Below are 18,782 nucleotides of genomic sequence, written 5' to 3' on the forward strand. Positions count from 1 at the left end.
ATCCCATGATGGCGCGCGGTCGCACCGTGCGGGCCGCATTCGCCGCAGTCCGCGGAGTAAATCGTCCGGCGTCGCTTCGCATCCTTCGCCGGTGGCGACCCACCGGGTTTGAAGTGCCGATTTCGAGGCATTACGCCAACGGGGATACGGACTCGACCAGGAGGATCAAATGTCGAGCGGAGCATGGATCGCAGTGATCGTCGCCGCGGCGGTGATCGTGGTGTTGGTGATCGCGGCGGTGCTCGGGCCGCGCAGACGCAGCCGACGGCTGCAGCGTCGGTTCGGACCCGAATACGACCGCACCGTGGCAGCGGCGCCGAACCGCAAGGACGCCGAGCAGGAGCTGACAGACCGCGAAAAACGCCACGAAGAACTGGATCTGCGGGATCTGTCGCCCGAGGAGAAGCAGCGCTACGACGCGGCCTGGACCCACATCCAGGAACAGTTCATCGACGACCCCGGCGGGGCGCTCGACGCCGCCGACCGCCTCGTCACGAAGGCGATGACCGACCGCGGCTACCCGAACGAGAACTATGACCAACAAGTGGCGGACCTGTCGGTGGAACACTCACGCCCCCTGGGCCGGTTCCGCGCCGCCCACGAGATCGCCGCGCGTGCCGGACACGGCGAGGCGTCCACCGAGGACATGCGCGTGGCCATCGTCGACTACCGCGAGGTGTTCGCCGAACTGGTCGGCGGCGATCACCACGGCACCTCCGACCACCAGAAGTGAGGCATTGAGATGATCATGAATCCACACCCGCGCGAGGACGTCCCGGCCACCGAGTCCGCCGAGCGCGAAGACCTCCACGGCGACGGCCGTTCCCACGGCGACGGTGACCCCGGGCGGCTGCGCGATCAGTGGCGCGATATCCAGGCCGGGTTCGTCGACGATCCCAAGGACGCCGTGACCCGCGCGGACGCGCTCGTGGGCGACGCGCTCGAGCAGCTCACCGATCAGTGCTCGCGCCGCCGTGAGCAACTCGAAAGCGAGTGGGCGCGCGGCGAAGCCGCCGATACCGAGGCACTGCGCACGGCGCTGCGCGGCTATCGCGACCTGTTCGATCAGCTGGTGGGCGGCACCGCGTCCGGGGCGACGAACATGTAGCTCTTCTCCTCGACGCGCTGCTTGATCCGCCACTCGCCGCCGACCCGCACGAAGGTGTCGTGGTACCAGAGGCCGCACAGCATGAGCCGCCGTTCGCCGTCGGCGGCGCCGACCATCATCGGGTTGTGACACATGGTGCGCGCGGTGGCGTTGTCACCCTCGACCCGGATGGACGAATTGCTGATCATGTGTTGGAACGCCGAGAAGTTGGGCATGACCGTGGCGAGGAACTTCTTGGTGGATTCCACGTCACCGGCCGGACCGCCCATGGCGGTGTAATCGATGTGGGCGTCCGGGGTGAAGATCTCGTCCAGCATGTCCCACTGGTGGGTGTCCACGGCGTGGGAATAGCGGACCATGAGGTCCTCTATTTCCATGCGATCCGAAATCTCCTGCAGGGACAACATGCTGCCTCCGGGTATGGCCGATAACTCTTCAGGGACGGTGCGCCACCGTACGCCCAGGGTCGTCGTTGATCTTGCCATTTCCGAAAGACGAGGGGATGCCATTGATCTCGTTCGGGCCGGCCGGTCGCCCGCAAAGCACGCCACAAGCGGCGCGATCCGGGTGCAGGTCAGGCGGCGGGGTCGCCGATCCGGTAGTCCTCGACCGTAATTGTCCGCGCCACCTTCTGCGGAGCGCCGCCGATCAGTCCGCGCCAAGGCAGGTAAGGGAGCAGGCGCACGTTCAGGTTGCGGAAGGCGATCATCGCCTTGCTGTTCGGGGCGTACCAGCCGCCCACGCCCTCCGCGAATTTCTGGCAGGCGTCCACCATCGGCCGCATCCGTGTCTCGTAGCGGTCGAAGGCGACGCGGTGATCGCCTGTGGCCGCGGCCAACTCACCGGCCAGCACATACGCCCCGACCAGCGACAGGTCCGCGCCCTGGCCGGACAGCGGGGACGCGCAGTATCCGGCGTCGCCGACCAGCGCGATCCGGCCCTTAGACCACCGGTCCATACGGATCTGCGCCATGGCGTCGAAGTAGAAGTCCTGGGCGTTCGGCAGTTCCGCGAGCAGGCGCGGCACCTCCCAGCCCTGGTCGGCGAACGTCTCGGTGAGGATGCGTCGTTGGGCGTCGGTGTCGCGGTAGTCGTAGTCGAGGGGATCGGACGCCCACGCGAAAATCGCTTTGGCCTCGGTGTTCTCGCGGGCGCTGTAGGACCCCGCGATCTTTCCGGGGGTGTTGTGGTCCAGTTCCCAGTGATCCAGACTCAGCAGATTCGGCGTCGTGAAGATCGAGATGTAGTAGCCCATGTGGCGGAGGAATTCCGATTCCGGGCCGAAAACCAGCGTGCGGGTGTGGGAGTGGACGCCGTCCGCGCCGATGACCAGATCGAAGGTGCGGGCGGGGGAGTTCTCGAGCGTCACGTGCACGCCTGATTCGCCCTCACGCAACGCGGCGATGGAGTCGCCGAAGAGGTATTCCACATTCTCGCGGGTCGCCTCGTAGAGAACCTCGGCCAGATCGCCGCGCTGAATCTCGGTGTCGCCATTGGCCCCGACGCCATTGAACACCTCGCTGGAGATGGAGGCACGAGCCTTTCCCCCGGCATCGACATAGGAAGTGCCGCGCTTTCCGGTACTGCGAGCGTGCACCTGCTCGAGCAGACCCATGCGCCGGACCACCTCGGTGGCGCTGCCCAGGACATCGATGGCCTGGCCGCCCGGACGCAGCGCCGGGGCCTTCTCGACCACGGTCGGTTCGAATCCGTAGCGCCGCAGCCAGAACGCGAGGGCGGGGCCCGCGATGCTCGCGCCGGAGATCAGGACGTTCTTGGTGCTCGTCTGCCGCATATCTCGACCATAGATCCGATTTGGGCAAACGCGCAAGACATTTGTCTCAGGCATTTGCGCTAGAGTGTGGGCATGGGAAACCGTGAGGATCTGCTCGCCGGCGCGCGCCAGTGCCTGTTCGACAAGGGCTATGCCCGCACCACCGTGCGCGATATCGCGACCGCCTCGGGGGTCAGCATGGCCGCCATCGGCTATCACTTCGGGTCCAAGGAAGCGCTGCTCACGGCCGCGCTGGCAGAGGCCACCGAGGAGTGGGGAGACCGGTTGGCACGGACGGTGGCGGCGGCGGAACCGAGTCCGGATCCCCTGCGGCGCTTCGCCTCCCACTGGGACGCCATTCGCGCATCGGTGACCGCCGATCGCGGGCTCTGGGCCGCGACCTTCGACGCGCTCTCGCATCCGGAAACCCGGGCTCAGCTGGCGGAGCGGACCGAGGACGCCCGGGCGGGACTGGCCCGGTTGTTCGAGGGCGACGAGGGGGACGAGGCCGGACGGTCGGTCGGCGCGCTGTATCAAGCGCTGCTGATCGGGATCGCCGCACAATCGCTGATCGACGGCGAGACCGCGCCCAGCGGAAGCGAACTCGCGGAGGGGCTGCGGCGGATCACCGGGGTCCGCGACGCCACGGCCGACTAGCGGAAACGGACCGCACGAGGGCCGCGCCGGGTCGGATGGCCCGCAGATTCCTAATGACTGGGATTCCAGATGCGAGTGCAAACGTCCGAAATGCCGTTATCGTTACGATCTACTCAGTAAATAGTTGGGGGGTAGGCAGTTTCGTATGGAAGCGCTCGAAGTCTTCATGCCGTTCGAACCGGCGGGGCTCAATCCCGCGGAGCCGCAGGCGGAAGCGGGAATGTGGGCCTGGCTGGAAGCCTACTCGCTGGTGCCGACCGAGCCCACTCGGCGGCGCATGGAACGGACCCGACCGGCCCGTATGTACGCGCTGTGGTGCCCGCGCGCGAACGCCGAGGAGCTCACACTGCTGAGCCAGTACACCGCGTGGGCCTTCATCGTGGATGACCAGTTCGATATCGAAATCCCCGAGCCGCAGCGGTGTTTGGCGGCGATCCTCGCCATCGAAGCCGTACTGGACGGTATCGACAAGCCGTCCGGAGTGCTCGCGATCGCGTTCGCCGACCTGTGGAAACGCTTGTGCCAGGGTCGGTCCCCGGCATGGCGCGAGAGCGTACGCGGCGAGATCCGGGACTGGCTGTGGACCTACTACGCCGAGAGCGTGGGACGGCTCTCCGGCAATCTGCCCGACCTCGAGGACTACCGCGCGCATCGGCGAGACGGCGTGGCGCTGTTCGTGTTTCTCGATATCAGCGAGCGCGCCGAAGGCGTCGACCTGAGCCCCGCGACCCGGCACCTGCCCGCCATGCGCAGTCTGCGCGCCGCGGCCGTCGAGCACATGGGCCTGTTCAACGACGTGCTGTCGGTCGCCTCCGACGAGGCGTCCGGCTACCTGTACAACTCGGTGCTGCTGGCCCAGTATCACCACGGCCACGATCGAGCTCAGGCCCGGCAACTGGTGAACGGCATGCTGTCCGAGTGCGTGGCGCGCATGACCGACGCGGTCGAGCGCCTGCCCACCGAGCTCGACGATGCCGGCATCACCGGCCGCGAACGCGCCGACGCCCTCGCCACCGCCGCGAATTACACCGTCTACGTGCGCGCCAACCACGACTACCACTATCAGGCCGCCCGCTACACGAGCGCGCCCGCCGAGGCGCTCGAACACGGGCTGCCACTGACCTGACCACGCCCAACGGCGCACCGTTGCCGAACTGAAATTCGCAGGCAACCCCCGGGTTTCAGTTTCCGATGGGACGATGGGGTTCTTCTGAGCATTGCTACCCAGCTGCCACCGGGTGGCTGCGGTAGCCGTGTCCGAGAGAGCGGGGCCGATTATGCGAGCGTCGAAACCGATCCGTTTCACCGTGGGAGCGCAGGGGGAGGGCAAGCGCCGGTGGGGCCTGTCCCGCCCCGCCGTGGCCGCCCACGCCGGGCACGACGAATCCCGTGCCCGGGCAGCCGAATCCATAACGCGCCCACTCGACGCGACCGCGGAGCGAAGAGCCCGTAGACAATTGAGCGAGGCCAGAGCGGCCATCGACCCGGTGTTGCGGACCGCGGTCAGTGGCCTGACCGAACCGCTGGACCTGATGGCCGGGTACCACTTCGGCTGGTGCGATCCCGAGGGAGCGGCCGTCACCGGCGTGCAGGGCAAGGCGCTGCGCCCGGCGCTCACCTTCGCGGCCGCGACCGCGTGCGGCGGGGATCCGGGCACGTCGGTCCACGCGGCGGCGGCCGTCGAACTGCTGCACAACTTCTCGCTCGTCCACGACGACGTGATGGACTGCGACGCCTTCCGCCACGGCCGGCCCACGGTGTGGCGGGTGTGGGGTGAGACCACCGCGACCCTGCTCGGCGACGCGCTGCAGGCGGTGGCGCTCGGCGCGCTGTGCGACGGCGTGCCGGAGACGGTCACCGCCGAGGCGGTCATCCGGTTGACCCGGGCCACGGTCGACCTGTGCCACGGGCAGTACGCGGACTGCGACTTCGAGACCCGGGCCGCCGTCACCGTCGACGAGTACCTGGGCATGGCCGCGGGCAAGACCGGCGCGTTGCTCGGCTGCGCCTGCGCGCTGGGCGCACTGTGCGCCGGGGCCGACGAGCGCGTGGTGTCGGCGATGCACACCTTCGGCGCGGAACTGGGCCTGGTGTTCCAGCTGGTCGACGACTTCATCGACATCTGGGGTGATCCGGAGGTCACCGGGAAACCCGCGCACAGCGATCTCATCCATCGCAAGCAGTCGTTCCCGGTGGTGTGCGCACTGGAATCGGGCACGGCCGCGGGTCGCGAGCTGGCTCGGCTCTACCGCACCCGGCACCCGCTGACCACGGCACGCGCGGCGCGGGCCGCGGAGCTGGTCGAGCGGGCGGGTGGCAAGCAGCGCACGTTGCGGCGGGCGTCGACGGCCTTGGAAGCGGCTTTCGCGGCGTTGCCCGATGATCTGGTGTCGGACGACCTGAGCGCCTTGGCTCAGCTGGTCGCTCATCGCGATCGCTGATCGCGGGGTACGGCCGTGCGGGAAGGGCCAGAAAAACAAAGTACGTGTAACCGGCGGTTACACGTACTTTGTTTTTTGAGAAATATCTGATGAGGTACGCCGACTGTACCAGAGCCATCGACAATGTGGTGATGGCGAAGCCTTGTCTGCTGTTGCAGCTGCGACCCGAGCAAGCGGCCTCCGACCAGGAGTATGAAGCGATCCTCGACGCGGGCGGTCTCGCACCGGAGGAGGTGGCACGGGTCGAGATGAATCGCGGCATGCCCGACCTCGACCTCGACGACTACTGGGCCGTCATCGTCGGCGGCGGGCCCAGCAATATCAGCTACCCCGAGGACCGCAAGTACGACTACCAGCGCGCCTTCGAACCCGAACTGAGGAAGCTGCTCATCGAGGTGGTCCGCCGGGACTTCCCCTACCTGGGCGCCTGCTACGGCCTGGGCGTGCTGGCCGAAGCCCTGGGCGGGACCGTGGGTACCGAGCGCTACTCCGAACCGCCTGGAGCGACCACCATCGAACTGACCGGCGACGCCGCCGCCGACCCGCTGCTCCACGGCCTCCCGGACGCCTTCCGCGCCTTCGTCGGCCACAAGGAGTCCTGCCAGGACGTCCCACCCGGCGCGACGCTGCTGGCCCACTCCTCCGGCTGCCCGGTCCAAGCGGTCCGCGTCGGCGAGCACGTCTACGCCACCCAGTTCCACCCCGAACTCGACGGCCGAGGCCTGGCCCTGCGTATCGAAATCTATCGCCACGACGGCTATTTCGACCCCGCCGAGGCCGACTACCTCACCGAACTCGGCCACCGCGAGCACATCACCGTGCCCCAGGAGATCCTGCGCCGCTTCGTCGCCCGCTACCGGGAGTGAGCCTCGATCAGCGCTGAGCTCATGGCCGGGCGCGGTGATACGCGGCGGCGGGTCGCGATCGCGGCGGCGACCAGGAGCGTCCAGGTGAGCCAGATGTAGGCGTTGTGGGCGACGATGGCGAACGGGCCCGGATCGGCAAGGCGGAGAACGCTTTCGGAGGGCAGGCCGAGGAAAGGGAAGATGCCGCCCGAGCAGAGGAGGAATACCGCGATCAGGGCCGCGGCCGCCAGAACCGAACGGTGGCGCAGGAGGGTGAGGTCGGCCGCGCAGATCAGTAGCGGTGCGAGCCAGACCCAGTGGTGAATCCAGGTGTAGGGGGAGATGGCGGCGGCCGTCATGCCGCACAGGGTCAGGGCGGCGAGTTCCTGGCCGGTCGCGGAGAGGCGGCGGGCCACGACGAGACAGGCCAGGGCGGTGGCGAGGGCGGCCGCGGGCCAGAGCAATTGGGCGAGGCCGCCGGAGCCGAGGGAGCGGGCGAGCAGGCCGCGCAGGGATTCGTTGTCGGGGTTGCCGGGCACGCCGACACGGGCCGGGTCGGCGAAGGCGCCGCTCCAGAAGGTGAGGGAGTCCTTCGGCATGACGGCCAGACCGATCACCAGGGTGGCAGCGCAGGCGCCCGCCGCGGCGGCGGCCGCGCGGAAGCGACCGGTCACCAGCAGGTAGAGGATGAAGAAGGCGGGCGTCAGTTTGATTCCGGCGGCGACGCCGATCAGCGCGCCTTTCCAGCGGGACGAGTCGGGCATGGTCATATCGGCCAGGACCAGCAGCAGGAGCAGCAGATTGACCTGGCCGAGGCCGATGGTTTGGCGGGTCGGCTCACACCACAGCAGCACCGCGGTGGCGGCGGGGACGACGATCAGCAGCCGCCGGTCGCGCCGGAAACCCAGCAGCGACAAGGCGGCCCACACCGATCCGGCCAGCAGTGCGATGTTGCCGAGCGCACCGGCCATGGTGAGCGACGCACCGTGCAGCACCACCAGCGGCACGAACAGCAGAGCCGCGAACGGCGTATAGACGAATTCCCATTCGCCGCGCGTGTGCCCGCGCAAGGGACTGTCGTAGACCGAAACCCCGTGCACCACACGGTCGGCCGCGACCCGGTAGACATCGAGATCGTCCAGCGGGAACATCGCGCGCGGCGGCAGTAGCGCTTGGCGCAGGTACCAGCCGGCGGCCAGGACGCCGAGCGTTCCGATCAGCCACACCATGGGCGCCGGTATCGACCGTCCGTGTGGTGCGGCGGGATTCACGGAGGCCGCGTCGCCCCTCGTCGGAACGGGCATGCGGACTCCCACGGTGGTTCGGGCTGGCGTGTGCCCGAACCACCGTAGTGGCGATTCAGTTGTCGCGCAGGGCGATCAACCCCGGGATGACTCCCAGATAGGCGGTGCCATCAGGGCCGATACTGATTCCGGCGTAGTTGTTGTTGAAGCCGGGACCGGTGCCGGCGAGGCGCTTCCAGACGGTGGCCCCGGTGCGGAAGTCCAGCGCGGTGAGATACCAGGGATCGCTGGGTTCGGAGCCCTTGGTGTAGCTGTAGATCAGGCCGGTCGCCAGCGAGAGCTTGGGGACGACCGTGGGGGCGGCCTCGGTGGTGTTGGCCCAGACCTGGTGGCAGCCCGCGCCGTCGGGGTCGATGTCGATGCGGGCGAAACCCGGGGTGGTGGTCTTTCCGAGCAGGGTGGCCTCGGGACCGGTGTACCCGTAGTTGTTCTCGACGACCAGTGAATTGCCCGCGCTGATCAACGAATTCTCGGTGTCACCGGACCCCGCGCCGAACACGGGGACGGCGCACACCTGCCGCTGTGCCGCGCCGGGTGCGGTGCGGTAGACGACGACGTTCATCGGATCAGCGTTGTCGGTGATGGCGACGTAGCCGCCCGGCAGGATGGTCGGCGTGGTGCCGGTGCCGTCGTCGACCTGGCCCGGTTTGCGCTGTCCGCTATTGGCGTAGGTGGTGCGCCAGGTGATGGCGGGCGCACCGTCGGGTCCCGCGTCGAAGCGGAGCAGTTCGCGGTTGGTGGCGATGTAGACGTCGCCGTCGTTGCCCACCGCGAACGAGTTCTCGATCTCACCGTTCGCGCCATCGCCCAGCCGGATGACCTGTGCCGCACCGGTGTTCAGGTCCAGGGTGCCGACCACGCCATTGGTGCGGGCGACGAACCACAGCAGCCCATTGCTGTCGGGCAGCGCCGAGTTGAACGTCTCGCCGGGCCGCAGCAGTCCGGTCAGGTCGTGGTCGTGCACGACGGTGAAACCGTCACCGGCGCTGTTCACCGCGAAGACGCGGATGTGGCCGTCGCGGGAGGCGACCACGGCGCGATCCTGGTCGTCGAGGTAGAAGTACGCGCCGCCGGTGAAGTTGCCGAACGCGCCCGGCCGCAGGAAGGCGCCCGGATCGCCGGGAAGTGCGCTGCGGCCCAGTACATTCAGGGTGACCGGGTCGAGCAGGTACAGCGCGGGCGAGGGCCCGATGCAGGTCGTGATGATCCGTCCGGCGTGGTCGAAGGTGAGCGATCCGCACTCGCCGCCGATGACCGCCGACACCACGCGAATATCGTGGCCGAGCGGTCCGGGGCGGGTGGTGGTGTTGCTCATCCAGCCGTCGTCGTGGATGCCGGAACTGCCGTTGGGCGCGAGGTAGGGGTGCTGCGGAACCGGCGGCAGACCGGTGATCGGTTGCGCGACGGCCGGATTGCCGAGGAATACCGGTGGTGCGCCGGGCACGGCCGGGATGGGCAGCGCGGCCGCGGTTCCGGCGACCGCGGCGAACACGGTGGCGGCGGCGCCGATGACGCCGCCGCGGGAGCTATTTCGCACCGATGCCATCCCGGAGGAAGTCGGCGAGCTGCTCCCCGAAGGGTTTCGCGGTCTGGGTGAAGTAATCGTTCCATCCGTCCTGCTGTGCCTGCTGCAGGTAGGAGGGTAGCGGCTGCTGCAGTTCGGTCCGCACGGCCTCGTCGTGAAGTCGGCTCATGGTGTCGCGCAAGGCGCCGCCGATGGCCGCGGTGTTGTCGAGTTCGAGCCGGCCGTCGGGGGTGGAGTAGTCGTAGAGCTCGTACTCCTCCTGCTGCGCCGTGTCGATGCGTGACGTGCCCGCGGCCCAGTGCGAGTAGCGGACGAATTTGGCGTCGGCGGTGCGCAGCGCGATCACGTGTCCCGGTGCGTCACCGTTGAATCGGACCGCGGCCTCCTCGATGGAGTGCTCGTCGGTGGTGTGCAGGATCCACGGCCGTCCGGGGGCGCGCGGGTCGCGGGCCACCGCGGCGATGTCGTGCCGCCCGGCCAGGTGCGCGTAGCGGTCGTCGGAGCGCCAGCCGGCGCCGCCGGTGCCGATGGTCAGCAGCAGGGCGGCCAGGTCGACGCTGGAGGTGAGCTGGTCGCGCACGCCGGGGGACGGAGTGAGCAGCCCGCGCGGGTCGTGGATGTAGAGCGGTACCCGCAGGGCCTCGTCATACGCGCCGCCGCCCTTGCCGTGCAGGCCGTGGGAGCCCGCGTAGTCGCCGTGGTCGGAGGTGAAGACCACGACCGTGTTCGCGGCGACCTCGGGCCGGGACTCGACCGCGGCGATGACGCGGCCGATCTGGATGTCCACCTGCTGCTGGAACCACAGGTAGAGGTTGCGCAGGTCGATCCACTCCTGGTCGGCGCCGGGCGTGCCGTAGGGAGCCAGGCCGAAGGTCGCCGCCGACACCTCGACCAGCGCCATCTGTAGCCGCGGCTTCCGGGAGAGCTGATCGAGGGTCTCGAAATTGCCGGGCAGGTCGTTGATCCAGCGCGGAATGTTGTTGTTGGCCAGGGTGCGTCGCGTCCAGCGCGGCCACCATTGGATGTCGTGCGGGTTGACCAGCGACACCGTCGTGCACCACGGGCCGTGCGCCGCATCGGTGTCGAGCCACTGGACGAATTCGTCGACGATGCGGCCGTCCATCTGCAGGCCCTGTTCGGGCGCGCCGTTGGGGGAGGGGTAGGTGCCGCCGTCGAAGCCGTAGCGGTCCAGGCCGCCCGGGGTGGTGTCGGCGTAGTGGCCCAGATGCCATTTGCCCCACCAGGCGGTGCGGTAGCCCTGTTCGCGCAGCATCGAACCCCAGGTGGGGAAGCCCGCCGCCAGCTCCGACTGGGAGGTCGACAGGCAGCCGGTCTGGTGGGCGTACAGGCCCGTCACCAGGGCGCCGCGCGAGGGGGTGCAGTCGTTGGCGGCGGTGTAGTGCTGTTCGAAGGAGACCGACTTGTTCCGCAGCGCGGCGATATTCGGCAGGATCGTGTCGAGGACGGACTGCTCGGGGAACCAGATCGGGGCACGCATCTCGTCGACGATGACGACCAGGATGTTCGGTTTGCCCGGGTCGTTGTCCCGGCGGCCGGGTTCCGCGGCGGCCGGGCCTGCTGCCGTGACCGCGGCCGCGGTGGCGCCGGCCATCGCGCCGGTGCCGAAAAACCCTCTCCTGCTGATCATTCGATCGCTCCTGTAGTGGTGCCGGTGGCGGCGATGAACGCGCTCACCACGGCGGCGAGTTCGGGACCGCGGTCCTCCTGGAGGAAGTGACCGGCGTCGGTGATGGTGGTGTGGGCCTGACCGGCGGCGCCGGGCACCTTCTCCTGGAAGGGCCGGTGACCGCCCGCGGTGATCGGGTCGCCGTCGGAGAAGGCGGTCAGTACCGGTTTCTCGAACCGCGCCAGCTGTTCCCACGCCGCCCGGTTGGCCGGTGCGGCCGGATCGTCGGGGCGGGTGGGGACCAGGAGCGGGAACGCTCGCGCACCCGCCTTGAAGGTCTCGTCCGGGAAGGGCGCGTCGTAGGCGGCCACCACCTCGGGGGACAGGGCGGTGCGGCAGCCGCCCGCGATGATGCCGCCGACGGGGAAGGTCGGCGTCTCCTGGGAGAACCGCTGCCAAGCGGCGAACGCGTCGGTGAGTTTCACGTCGCCGGTGGGCAATCCGGTGTTGGCGACCACCACGCGGGCGAACCGGCCGGGGTGTTCGGCGACCAGCCGCAGGCCGATCAGACCGCCCCAGTCCTGACAGACCAGCGTGATGCCGGTCAGGTTCAGGTGGTCGAACAGGGCCTCGCGCATCCACTCGACGTGGCGAGCGTAGGTGTAGTCGGCGCGATCGGCGGGTTTGTCGCTGCGGCCGAAGCCGATGAGATCCGGTGCGATGCAGCGCAATCCGGCCTTCACCAGCACGGGAATCATGGTCCGGTACAGGAAGCTCCAGGACGGTTCGCCGTGTAGCAGCAGGACGACGTCCCCGTCACGGGGGCCCTCGTCGAGGTAGTGCAGTCGCAGCCGGGTCGCGCTCCCGTCTCCGGCGACGACGTCGGTGTAGTGGGGTTCGAAGTCGAAGTCCGGCAGATCGGCGAACCGGTCGTCCGGTGTCCGCAGTGCGTGCATGCTGCCGACCCTAGAACTATTTGCACGTGGAGTGCAACAATCAATTTTCCTGTGTAGGGTTGACCGTGATGGACGGACGTACAGCACGAGCGGCGAAGAACCGCCAGGCGGTCCTGGAGGCCGCCCTGGCGCTCATCGACGAGGGCAACCTGCAACCGACCGCGCAGGCGGTCGCCGAGCGGGCGGGCGTCGCCACGCGGTCGGTGTACCACCACTTCCAGGACCTGGAGACGCTGTATCTCGACGCGGCGCAGACCCAGATCGCCCGGCATTGGATCGCGCTCCTGGAACCGGTGACCGGCGACCTGAACCAACGCATGGACACCCTCGTGGCCCTGCGCTCGGACCTGTTCGAGAACGTCACCAACACCCGCCGAGCCGCGCTGCTGCGCGAACACGAATCCGTGGTCCTCTCGGAACGTTTGAACGAGAGCCGCGCGGCGCTACGCGCCCATCTGCGCACCAATCTGCCCGAACTCGACGCGCTCGAACCGGCCTCCCGCGAGGCCGTCTTCGCGATGTGTTCCTGGGAGGCCTGGGACGTCCTGCGCCGCCACCAAGCCCTCCCGGTCGACGCCGCCCGCGCGGCCGTGACCGCGGTCCTGACCCGCATGCTCACCTGAGCCGCCGAAAAGGAACATCCCATGGCCATCGTGCCCGACACCGATCAGTTCACCCGCTTCGCCGAAACCGCCGGCGAGGGGCCGATCGCAATGCTCAACCTCATCAAATTCCGGGATCGCGCCGAATACGCGAGCTACGGGGCGGCCGTGCTGGCCATGGTCGAGAAGCAGCGGGGCCGCCTGCTCTGGCACGGCGAACCCCAGCAGACGCTGATCGGCGACGAGGACTGGGACTACGTCGCCCTCGTCGAATACCCCAGTCGCCAAGCGTTTCTGGACATGGTGACGGCACCCGAATACGAGCAGATCCACCAGCACCGGGAGTCCGGCATCGACTACACGACCTTGATCGCGTGCCGGCCGCTCCCGACCCCGTGACCAGGTCCCCGGGGCGCGACTAAGCTTTTCGGGTGCTGTTCCTCCGGGTGCTCGGCCCGATCGAGGTCGAGGTGGACGGTCGGCTCGTCGACATCGGCGGGCCCGTTCCCCGGCGGTTCCTCGCAGCCCTGTCGACCACGCTCGGCTCCGCGATTTCCGACGAGGCGCTCGGTGAGCTGATCTGGGGCGCCGATCGGCCGCAGCAGGTGGGCGGCACGCTGCGAGTGGTGGCTTCGCGGCTACGGTCGGCGTTCGGACCGACCGACCGGGATCTCTTGCAGCGCAGCATATCCGGGTATCGGCTGGAGATTCCGCCGGAGTGGTCCGACAGTGGGCGCTTCGCGGCATCGGTCACCGCGGGAGTACGGGCGCTGGCGGCCGGTGAGGCGGCGAGCGCGGAGCGGCTCCTGGCGGATGGGCTGGCGCTGTGGCGCGGGGAACCGTGGCCGGAGCTGGATCACACGCCCGCATCGCCCGCCGAACGGACCCGGCTGGCCGAGCTGCGCGATGTCGCGGTCGAAGAGTTGCAGGCGGCGCGACTGGCCTGCGGGCAAACCGCGGCGGCGGTCGCGGCATTGAGCGAGGCGGTGGCACAGGCCCCGTTCCGGGAGCGGCGCTGGGAGCTGCTGGCACTGGGGCTGTATCGCGGCGGGCGGCAGACACAGGCGCTGGCCGAGCTGCGGCGGGTGCGGGAACTGCTGGTCGAGGAGCTCGGCGTCGAGCCCGGACCCGCGCTGCGCCTGCTCGAACAGCGGCTGCTCGAGCACGATCCCGGGCTGCTGGCCACGGCCCGTCCTCGGCCACCGGCCGACGGCGCGGTTCGCGCTGTGCCACAGCCTGTTTCGCGGCTGCTCACCTCGTTTGTCGGTCGTGACCGGGAACTACGGCTGCTGACCGAGCTGATGGCGGAGCAGCGGATGGTCAGCCTCGTAGGGCCCGCCGGGGTCGGCAAGACCAGGCTGGCGGTCGAATACTGTGCGGCGCGGGAGGATACGGTCGACCGCTGGATTGTGCGGCTGGGGGATGTCCGCCGCGGCGATGCGGTCGCCCTGGCGGTCGCGTCCACGCTCGGGCTCATCCACCACAGCGGCGACCCCGCCGCCCTGGTGCGGCGCGCGCTCGCGGTACGGCCGGGGCTGTTGGTGCTCGACAACTGTGAGCATCTGATCGAGCCCGTCGCCGAGCTGAGCGTGCCGCTGCTCGCCGGCTGTCCTGGATTGCGGATTCTCGCGACCAGCCGCCAGCCCTTGGGTATCGACGGCGAGCATGTGCTCACGGTCGAGCCCCTGCCCGTGACCGGCCCGGACGGCACCGATGGCAGCGCGGTACGGCTGCTGATCGATCGGGTGCGGGCCGGCCGGCCGAATTGGCAACCGGCCGAGGACGATCGGGCGTTCGCGCGAGATATCTGCGCGGCCCTCGACGGGCTGCCGTTGGCGATCGAATTGGCGGCGGCGCGGGAGCGTGCGTTCGGGCTGCGCGACATCGCCTCCCACATTCGCGATCGGCTCGATGTGCTCGGACCGACGCCACGGGGATCGCTGTCACCGCACGCGGGACTCGAGGCCGCCATCGGATGGAGCGTCGAGCATCTGACGGACGCGGATCGCGCGATGTTGTTGCGGTTGTGGCCGTTCGAGGGCGGATTCACGTGGCAGGCCGCCGAGGCGGTCCGGCCCGTGGCGGCCGGACCCGCGGTGCTCGCCACCTTGGCTTCGCTGCTGGATCGGTCGGTCATCAGCGCGGACACCACCACCGGTCCGACCCGCTATCGGATGCTCGAGACCATTCGCCGCCACTGCCGCGGCATCGATCCCGATCCGCAGGCCAGTCGCGCCGCACACGCCGCGTGGGTGCACGATTTCGTGACAGCGCGGACCGCTCTGCTGACGCGGCATGGGGCCGGGCCCGCCTACCGCGCCTTGGCGGGGGAGCTGCCCAACATTCGCACCGGCATCGACCACGACCTCGATCACGATCCCGTGCGCGCGCTGAGGACGGCGGCCGCTCTGCAATTCGCGTGGACGACCCTCGGGGTGCTGGCGGACGGTCGCCGTCTACTGCGGACCGCACTGGACCGCGCCGCACCGGCGGACAGCACGGATCGGGCGCGCGGGCTGGCGGCACTGTCCATCGTCTCCTTCCACGCCGGGGATCCCGCCGAAGCACTCGCGCACGCGGACACCGCCCTGGATCTCCTGACCGCCCCGGAGTCCGAGCGCGATCTGGTGTTGCACGCGTTGATGTTTCGCGCGTTGGCGCTGACCGCGCTCGGTGACGCGAAATCCACCCGGGAGGCCGTCGACCGCCTGATCGCGGAAATCGACCGCCTGCCCACACCCGATTGGATCCGCGGGTGCGCGCAGTTCGGCCACGGCATCACCCTGCTGCTGGAGGGCGACGGAACCGAGGCCCTCCGATGGCTGCGCGGTGCGAGGGAGCTCAGCGCCGACTGCGGTCACCTCTGGTGCCAGGGCATGGCCGATGTGGTGGTCGCCTGGTCGGCGCTCTCCCCGGGTGACGACAGGGACGCCGCCGCGGAGGCACTGACCGCGCTCGACCGGGCCTTGGGCGTGTTCGCCGAACAGTCGAACATCTCCGACGCCCTCGGCGCGATCTACGCGGCGGCGCACGCGCTCATGCTGACCTCCGAACCCCGAGCGGCACTTCAGCTGCGGGCGGCCGCACTACACCACTCCGAGCGTGTCGGAGCCGACCCGCGCCGCTACGCGCAGTTCGCCCATCCGGCCTTGATCGAGCGAATGAATCGGCTGCTGCCCGATGCGGACGCGGCTGCCGCCGAACAGGCCGGGAAGCGGATGAGCTGGAAGGACATGGTCGATCTCGTCCACGACGCCGCCGGCCGGCCGTTGTAGCGGATTTGAAACACCCTTCGGCGACGGTGAACCGGTGACCACCTTCGACTTGTCCACCGAGACCACCGTCGATTACCCGGCCTCGAAAGTCTGGGCGATCCTGGCCGACTACGCCAACGACACCGCCTGGCGCACCGGCGTCGTCGCCATGGCCGCGAACCCGCCCGGCCTCGCCTCACCCGGCACCCGCACCACCGAGGAACTCCGATTCGCCGGACGCACCTGGCGCAATGGCGGCGAAGTCCTCACGGTCGACCCCGGCACCCGCATGACCTGGCGCACCACCTCGGGAGCCGATGCCGAGGGCACGCGCGCCGTGACCCCGATCGGCACCGACCGATCCCGGATTCGCTTGGAACTGCGGGTCACTCCGCACGGCATGCAGCGACCGTTCGGCGCGCTACTGGCCCGCATGCTGCGGCGCAATCTCGATCGCGATATCGCCGCACTGCGGACGCTGATCGATCGCACGGGTGCGTGACGCGCCGGTACTCACCGACTTCGATCGGCCGAAGCCGTTGCGATGCACCGGCTTCGGCCGTCCCCTCGTATCGAAGCGGTCACCGGGCGTGCGCGGTGGCCTTCGCGGCCGGGTGGGGTGTGCCCACCAGGGTCGCCGGGTAGAGCGTCTGAGCGAACTTGCGGTCCTGGGCGTCGATGTCCAGCCCGCCGGGGACGGGCTTGCCGTCGCGCATGATCGAGCCCGGCAGCTGGTAGCACATGATCGACACCGTGTCGGTCGGCGTGGCGATGAGGCTGACGTCCTCGAGCGGGGTCAGCACCTGGGCGCGGGTGGTGTCCGGGCTCCAGCCGTCGGTCTCCTGGAAGTACCGGATCGCCTTCTTGGGGTCGATGTTCTCGACGACCTCGCGGCGCATGTGCTCGTGCGGGAAGCCCAGGGTGTGGCCGGTCTCGTGGCGCACGACCCGCTTGTACTCGCTCTCGGGGGTGTCCATCGAGAAGGAGTCCAGGTTCATGGTCGGCTGGTCGGCGGCGATGTGCAGGATATCGGTGCCCAGATACGACCAGTAGCCGTCGCCGGGGGTACGCGCGATCCGCACTTCCGCGTCCTTGCTGCGGCTTTCGGAGAACTTGATGTTCGCGCCCGGCGACCACGCGTTCATGTGACTGACGATGCGCTTCTTGAGGTCGGCGTCGTTGGTGTCGAGGAACCGGACGGCGAGGTGGACGCCGCCGCTGCGCCAGTACTTGGTGGTCAGGGCGGAGATGAACGCCTTGTTCACCGTGCCCGGGGCGACCAATCCGGTGACCGGACGCAGGTACGGGCGGTTCGCGGGATTGATCTCCACGGCCGTCTTGGCGGCCGCGAACAGGGTGTCGCCGGGCAGGCTGCGCGGCGTGCACACGATGATGGCGTCTCCGGTGGACATGTCTTTCACTCCTGATGGTGATTCGTTGCGGTGAGGGTGACCTCGGTCCAGAGGTCGCCGTGCACGGCCAGGTGACCGGGTACGGCCTCGGGCGGCTGGTCCGCGCGGACCACCGTGTGATGGTGCTGTTCGAGCGACTCGACCAGCGACTTCTTGGGTATGGTCTTCACCCATCGCCGCACCGGCCCGAACGGGACCATCGCGTATCCCGATGTCTGCCAGTCCTTTTCGACGAATCGGCGAGGAGTGGCATTGTGCGATCCGTGATGACCGACCTTGTACAGCGCCAGGTCGGTCAGCAGGTCGACATTGCGGGCGTCGGAGAACACGTACTCCCACGCGCCCTGCTGCGCGTCCCCGGGGAACAGCAGCCGCGTTCCGGACACATCGAGGACGAAGAAGACACTGGTGTTGTTCACGGCGTTCTCCAGAATCGCCGCGGCGCGCAGCAATCGGTCGTCATCGTGCACCAGATTCTCCAGCGCCAGATCCGTTTTCGCCTCCGGAAGCCGGCCCGGCAGCTGACCGGAGGTGATGTACCGCGCGTGGAACAGCGGCGTGAGCCGCCCGGCGGAGTCGGCGCCCGCGCCCGCGCGGACCAGCGGCCACGACTGCTGGGCGGGCGGATCCATGCGCTTGAGGAACTTGATGTCGCGGGAGGGCCCGAGAATGTGGGCGACCACGCCGACACGGTCCACCGCGATCCGGTTCTCGGCCTCGGCCCGGCTGGGCAGGAACCGGACCCGGTGCGGGGCGGCGAACCCGCGCTGATTGCGACCCAGCAGACGATCGGTCGCGGCGGCATTGCCCTGCGCGTTGAGCGCGAACATCCGGGCCTGTTCGACACCGGCGGGCAGGCGGCCGTCGAGTTCGGCGACGCGCCGCTCGCTCAGCGCCAGCAGGCCGTTGGCGGCCTCAGCCTGACCGCCACGAATGCGGCGCGCGTCCGCGTCGTCGGGGTCCTCGACGAACGGCACCCATACCTCGTCCACCAGCACCTGTTCCCATTCCTCGCAGGCGAATCCGGTGATGTGGTCGGCGTGGTGGTGGGTGGCGACCACGACATCGAGGTGCGGCCGGCGATCGGGCGCGGCGTCGGTGAGATCGGCGATGATGGCGCGCACCGATTCGCGGATCGGGCGGGCCCGGCCCTGACTGTGGACGCCGCAGTCGACCAGCATCCGCCAGGTCTCATCGCCGCGGCGGACGGTCACCGTGAACGCGTCGCCGAAGCCGACGTTGTACATGCGGACCGAAATCGTTGTCCGGGTGGCCAT

At 69.1% G+C, this 18,782-nt stretch carries 18 protein-coding genes; 10 read left to right on the top strand and 8 right to left on the bottom strand.

The features are described 5' to 3' along the window. Positions 1-169: 169 nt before the first annotated feature. The gene (locus tag ACQPYY_RS17790) at positions 170-733 is read left to right on the top strand and encodes a hypothetical protein (protein ID WP_379099630.1); all 564 of its coding nucleotides are present in this window, start codon (positions 170-172) and stop codon (positions 731-733) included. Between the two features lie 9 nt (positions 734-742). Continuing rightward, complete coding sequence (locus ACQPYY_RS17795) at positions 743-1,108, top strand: hypothetical protein (protein WP_433590220.1); 366 nt, start codon at positions 743-745, stop codon at positions 1,106-1,108. On the opposite strand, the gene ACQPYY_RS17800 is transcribed toward ACQPYY_RS17795, so the two are convergent. Further along, on the bottom strand, positions 1,066-1,515 hold the full coding sequence (locus ACQPYY_RS17800; RefSeq protein ID WP_379099636.1) for a nuclear transport factor 2 family protein: 450 nt from the start codon (positions 1,513-1,515) through the stop codon (positions 1,066-1,068). The two genes, ACQPYY_RS17795 and ACQPYY_RS17800, sit on opposite strands and share 43 nt — an antisense overlap. A 167-nt stretch (positions 1,516-1,682) precedes the next feature. Then, entirely contained in the window at positions 1,683-2,903 is a 1,221-nt protein-coding gene (locus ACQPYY_RS17805; protein WP_433590221.1) for an FAD-dependent monooxygenase, read from the bottom strand. Positions 2,904-2,975: 72 nt separating this feature from the next. Between ACQPYY_RS17805 and ACQPYY_RS17810 the strand changes: the two genes are divergently transcribed. The 4 genes from ACQPYY_RS17810 (at position 2,976) to ACQPYY_RS17825 (ending at position 6,846) form a co-directional block, all read left to right on the top strand. Continuing rightward, positions 2,976-3,539, top strand: a complete 564-nt coding sequence (locus ACQPYY_RS17810) for a TetR/AcrR family transcriptional regulator (RefSeq protein WP_433590222.1) — start codon at positions 2,976-2,978, stop codon at positions 3,537-3,539. 145 nt (positions 3,540-3,684) lie between these two features. Next, entirely contained in the window at positions 3,685-4,665 is a 981-nt protein-coding gene (locus tag ACQPYY_RS17815; protein WP_433590223.1) for a terpene synthase family protein, read from the top strand. Between the two features lie 331 nt (positions 4,666-4,996). Beyond that, positions 4,997-5,980: a polyprenyl synthetase family protein gene (locus ACQPYY_RS17820; protein ID WP_433590224.1), complete on the top strand. Its 984-nt coding sequence runs from the start codon at positions 4,997-4,999 to the stop codon at positions 5,978-5,980. Between the two features lie 131 nt (positions 5,981-6,111). Then, positions 6,112-6,846 (top strand): glutamine amidotransferase, encoded by a 735-nt coding sequence (locus ACQPYY_RS17825; RefSeq protein ID WP_433590225.1) that lies wholly within the window; start codon positions 6,112-6,114, stop codon positions 6,844-6,846. On the opposite strand, the gene ACQPYY_RS17830 is transcribed toward ACQPYY_RS17825, so the two are convergent. The 4 genes from ACQPYY_RS17830 to ACQPYY_RS17845 all read right to left on the bottom strand — a co-directional run bounded on the left by ACQPYY_RS17830 (position 6,834) and on the right by ACQPYY_RS17845 (position 12,237). Then, positions 6,834-8,054 (bottom strand): glycosyltransferase 87 family protein, encoded by a 1,221-nt coding sequence (locus ACQPYY_RS17830; RefSeq protein ID WP_433590226.1) that lies wholly within the window; start codon positions 8,052-8,054, stop codon positions 6,834-6,836. The genes ACQPYY_RS17825 and ACQPYY_RS17830 overlap by 13 nt on opposite strands. A gap of 130 nt (positions 8,055-8,184) precedes the next feature. Next, a complete protein-coding gene (locus ACQPYY_RS17835) occupies positions 8,185-9,666 on the bottom strand; it encodes a hypothetical protein (RefSeq protein ID WP_433590227.1) in 1,482 nt (493 codons plus the stop codon). Further along, positions 9,656-11,302, bottom strand: a complete 1,647-nt coding sequence (locus ACQPYY_RS17840) for a sulfatase-like hydrolase/transferase (protein WP_433590228.1) — start codon at positions 11,300-11,302, stop codon at positions 9,656-9,658. The genes ACQPYY_RS17835 and ACQPYY_RS17840 overlap by 11 nt, the downstream gene beginning before the upstream one ends. Continuing rightward, entirely contained in the window at positions 11,299-12,237 is a 939-nt protein-coding gene (locus ACQPYY_RS17845) for a haloalkane dehalogenase (RefSeq protein WP_433590229.1), read from the bottom strand. The genes ACQPYY_RS17840 and ACQPYY_RS17845 overlap by 4 nt, the downstream gene beginning before the upstream one ends. Positions 12,238-12,305: 68 nt before the next feature. On the opposite strand from ACQPYY_RS17845, the gene ACQPYY_RS17850 reads away from it, so the two are divergent. The 4 genes from ACQPYY_RS17850 to ACQPYY_RS17865 are packed head-to-tail and all read left to right on the top strand — an operon-like array spanning position 12,306 to position 16,595. Beyond that, the gene (locus ACQPYY_RS17850) at positions 12,306-12,860 is read left to right on the top strand and encodes a TetR family transcriptional regulator (RefSeq protein WP_433590230.1); all 555 of its coding nucleotides are present in this window, start codon (positions 12,306-12,308) and stop codon (positions 12,858-12,860) included. A gap of 21 nt (positions 12,861-12,881) precedes the next feature. Continuing rightward, the gene (locus ACQPYY_RS17855; RefSeq protein ID WP_379099668.1) at positions 12,882-13,238 is read left to right on the top strand and encodes a DUF1330 domain-containing protein; all 357 of its coding nucleotides are present in this window, start codon (positions 12,882-12,884) and stop codon (positions 13,236-13,238) included. Between the two features lie 32 nt (positions 13,239-13,270). Then, positions 13,271-16,114: an AfsR/SARP family transcriptional regulator gene (locus tag ACQPYY_RS17860; RefSeq protein ID WP_433590231.1), complete on the top strand. Its 2,844-nt coding sequence runs from the start codon at positions 13,271-13,273 to the stop codon at positions 16,112-16,114. Between the two features lie 34 nt (positions 16,115-16,148). After that, positions 16,149-16,595: an SRPBCC family protein gene (locus tag ACQPYY_RS17865; protein WP_433590232.1), complete on the top strand. Its 447-nt coding sequence runs from the start codon at positions 16,149-16,151 to the stop codon at positions 16,593-16,595. 79 nt (positions 16,596-16,674) lie between these two features. Here the strand turns inward: ACQPYY_RS17865 and ACQPYY_RS17870 are convergent, their stop codons facing one another. Both ACQPYY_RS17870 and ACQPYY_RS17875 read right to left on the bottom strand, forming a co-directional pair. Beyond that, complete coding sequence (locus ACQPYY_RS17870) at positions 16,675-17,505, bottom strand: M12 family metallopeptidase (protein WP_379099677.1); 831 nt, start codon at positions 17,503-17,505, stop codon at positions 16,675-16,677. Positions 17,506-17,510: 5 nt separating this feature from the next. Continuing rightward, positions 17,511-18,782 carry a hypothetical protein gene (locus ACQPYY_RS17875; RefSeq protein WP_433590233.1) on the bottom strand — a complete coding sequence of 424 codons (1,272 nt, stop codon included), beginning with the start codon at positions 18,780-18,782 and terminating at the stop codon, positions 17,511-17,513.

The sequence above is a fragment of the Nocardia sp. CA-145437 genome, from assembly GCF_050956485.1.
Lineage (GTDB): Bacteria > Actinomycetota > Actinomycetes > Mycobacteriales > Mycobacteriaceae > Nocardia.

Coding starts and splice junctions, on each gene's coding strand:
- ACQPYY_RS17790 (WP_379099630.1), top strand. CDS start 170: ATGTCGAGCGGAGCATGGATCGCAGTGATCGTCGCCGCGGCGGTGATC.
- ACQPYY_RS17795 (WP_433590220.1), top strand. CDS start 743: ATGATCATGAATCCACACCCGCGCGAGGACGTCCCGGCCACCGAGTCC.
- ACQPYY_RS17800 (WP_379099636.1), bottom strand. CDS start 1,515: ATGTTGTCCCTGCAGGAGATTTCGGATCGCATGGAAATAGAGGACCTC.
- ACQPYY_RS17805 (WP_433590221.1), bottom strand. CDS start 2,903: ATGCGGCAGACGAGCACCAAGAACGTCCTGATCTCCGGCGCGAGCATC.
- ACQPYY_RS17810 (WP_433590222.1), top strand. CDS start 2,976: ATGGGAAACCGTGAGGATCTGCTCGCCGGCGCGCGCCAGTGCCTGTTC.
- ACQPYY_RS17815 (WP_433590223.1), top strand. CDS start 3,685: ATGGAAGCGCTCGAAGTCTTCATGCCGTTCGAACCGGCGGGGCTCAAT.
- ACQPYY_RS17825 (WP_433590225.1), top strand. CDS start 6,112: ATGGCGAAGCCTTGTCTGCTGTTGCAGCTGCGACCCGAGCAAGCGGCC.
- ACQPYY_RS17830 (WP_433590226.1), bottom strand. CDS start 8,054: ATGGTGTGGCTGATCGGAACGCTCGGCGTCCTGGCCGCCGGCTGGTAC.
- ACQPYY_RS17840 (WP_433590228.1), bottom strand. CDS start 11,302: ATGATCAGCAGGAGAGGGTTTTTCGGCACCGGCGCGATGGCCGGCGCC.
- ACQPYY_RS17845 (WP_433590229.1), bottom strand. CDS start 12,237: ATGCACGCACTGCGGACACCGGACGACCGGTTCGCCGATCTGCCGGAC.
- ACQPYY_RS17850 (WP_433590230.1), top strand. CDS start 12,306: ATGGACGGACGTACAGCACGAGCGGCGAAGAACCGCCAGGCGGTCCTG.
- ACQPYY_RS17855 (WP_379099668.1), top strand. CDS start 12,882: ATGGCCATCGTGCCCGACACCGATCAGTTCACCCGCTTCGCCGAAACC.
- ACQPYY_RS17870 (WP_379099677.1), bottom strand. CDS start 17,505: ATGTCCACCGGAGACGCCATCATCGTGTGCACGCCGCGCAGCCTGCCC.
- ACQPYY_RS17875 (WP_433590233.1), bottom strand. CDS start 18,782: ATGGCCACCCGGACAACGATTTCGGTCCGCATGTACAACGTCGGCTTC.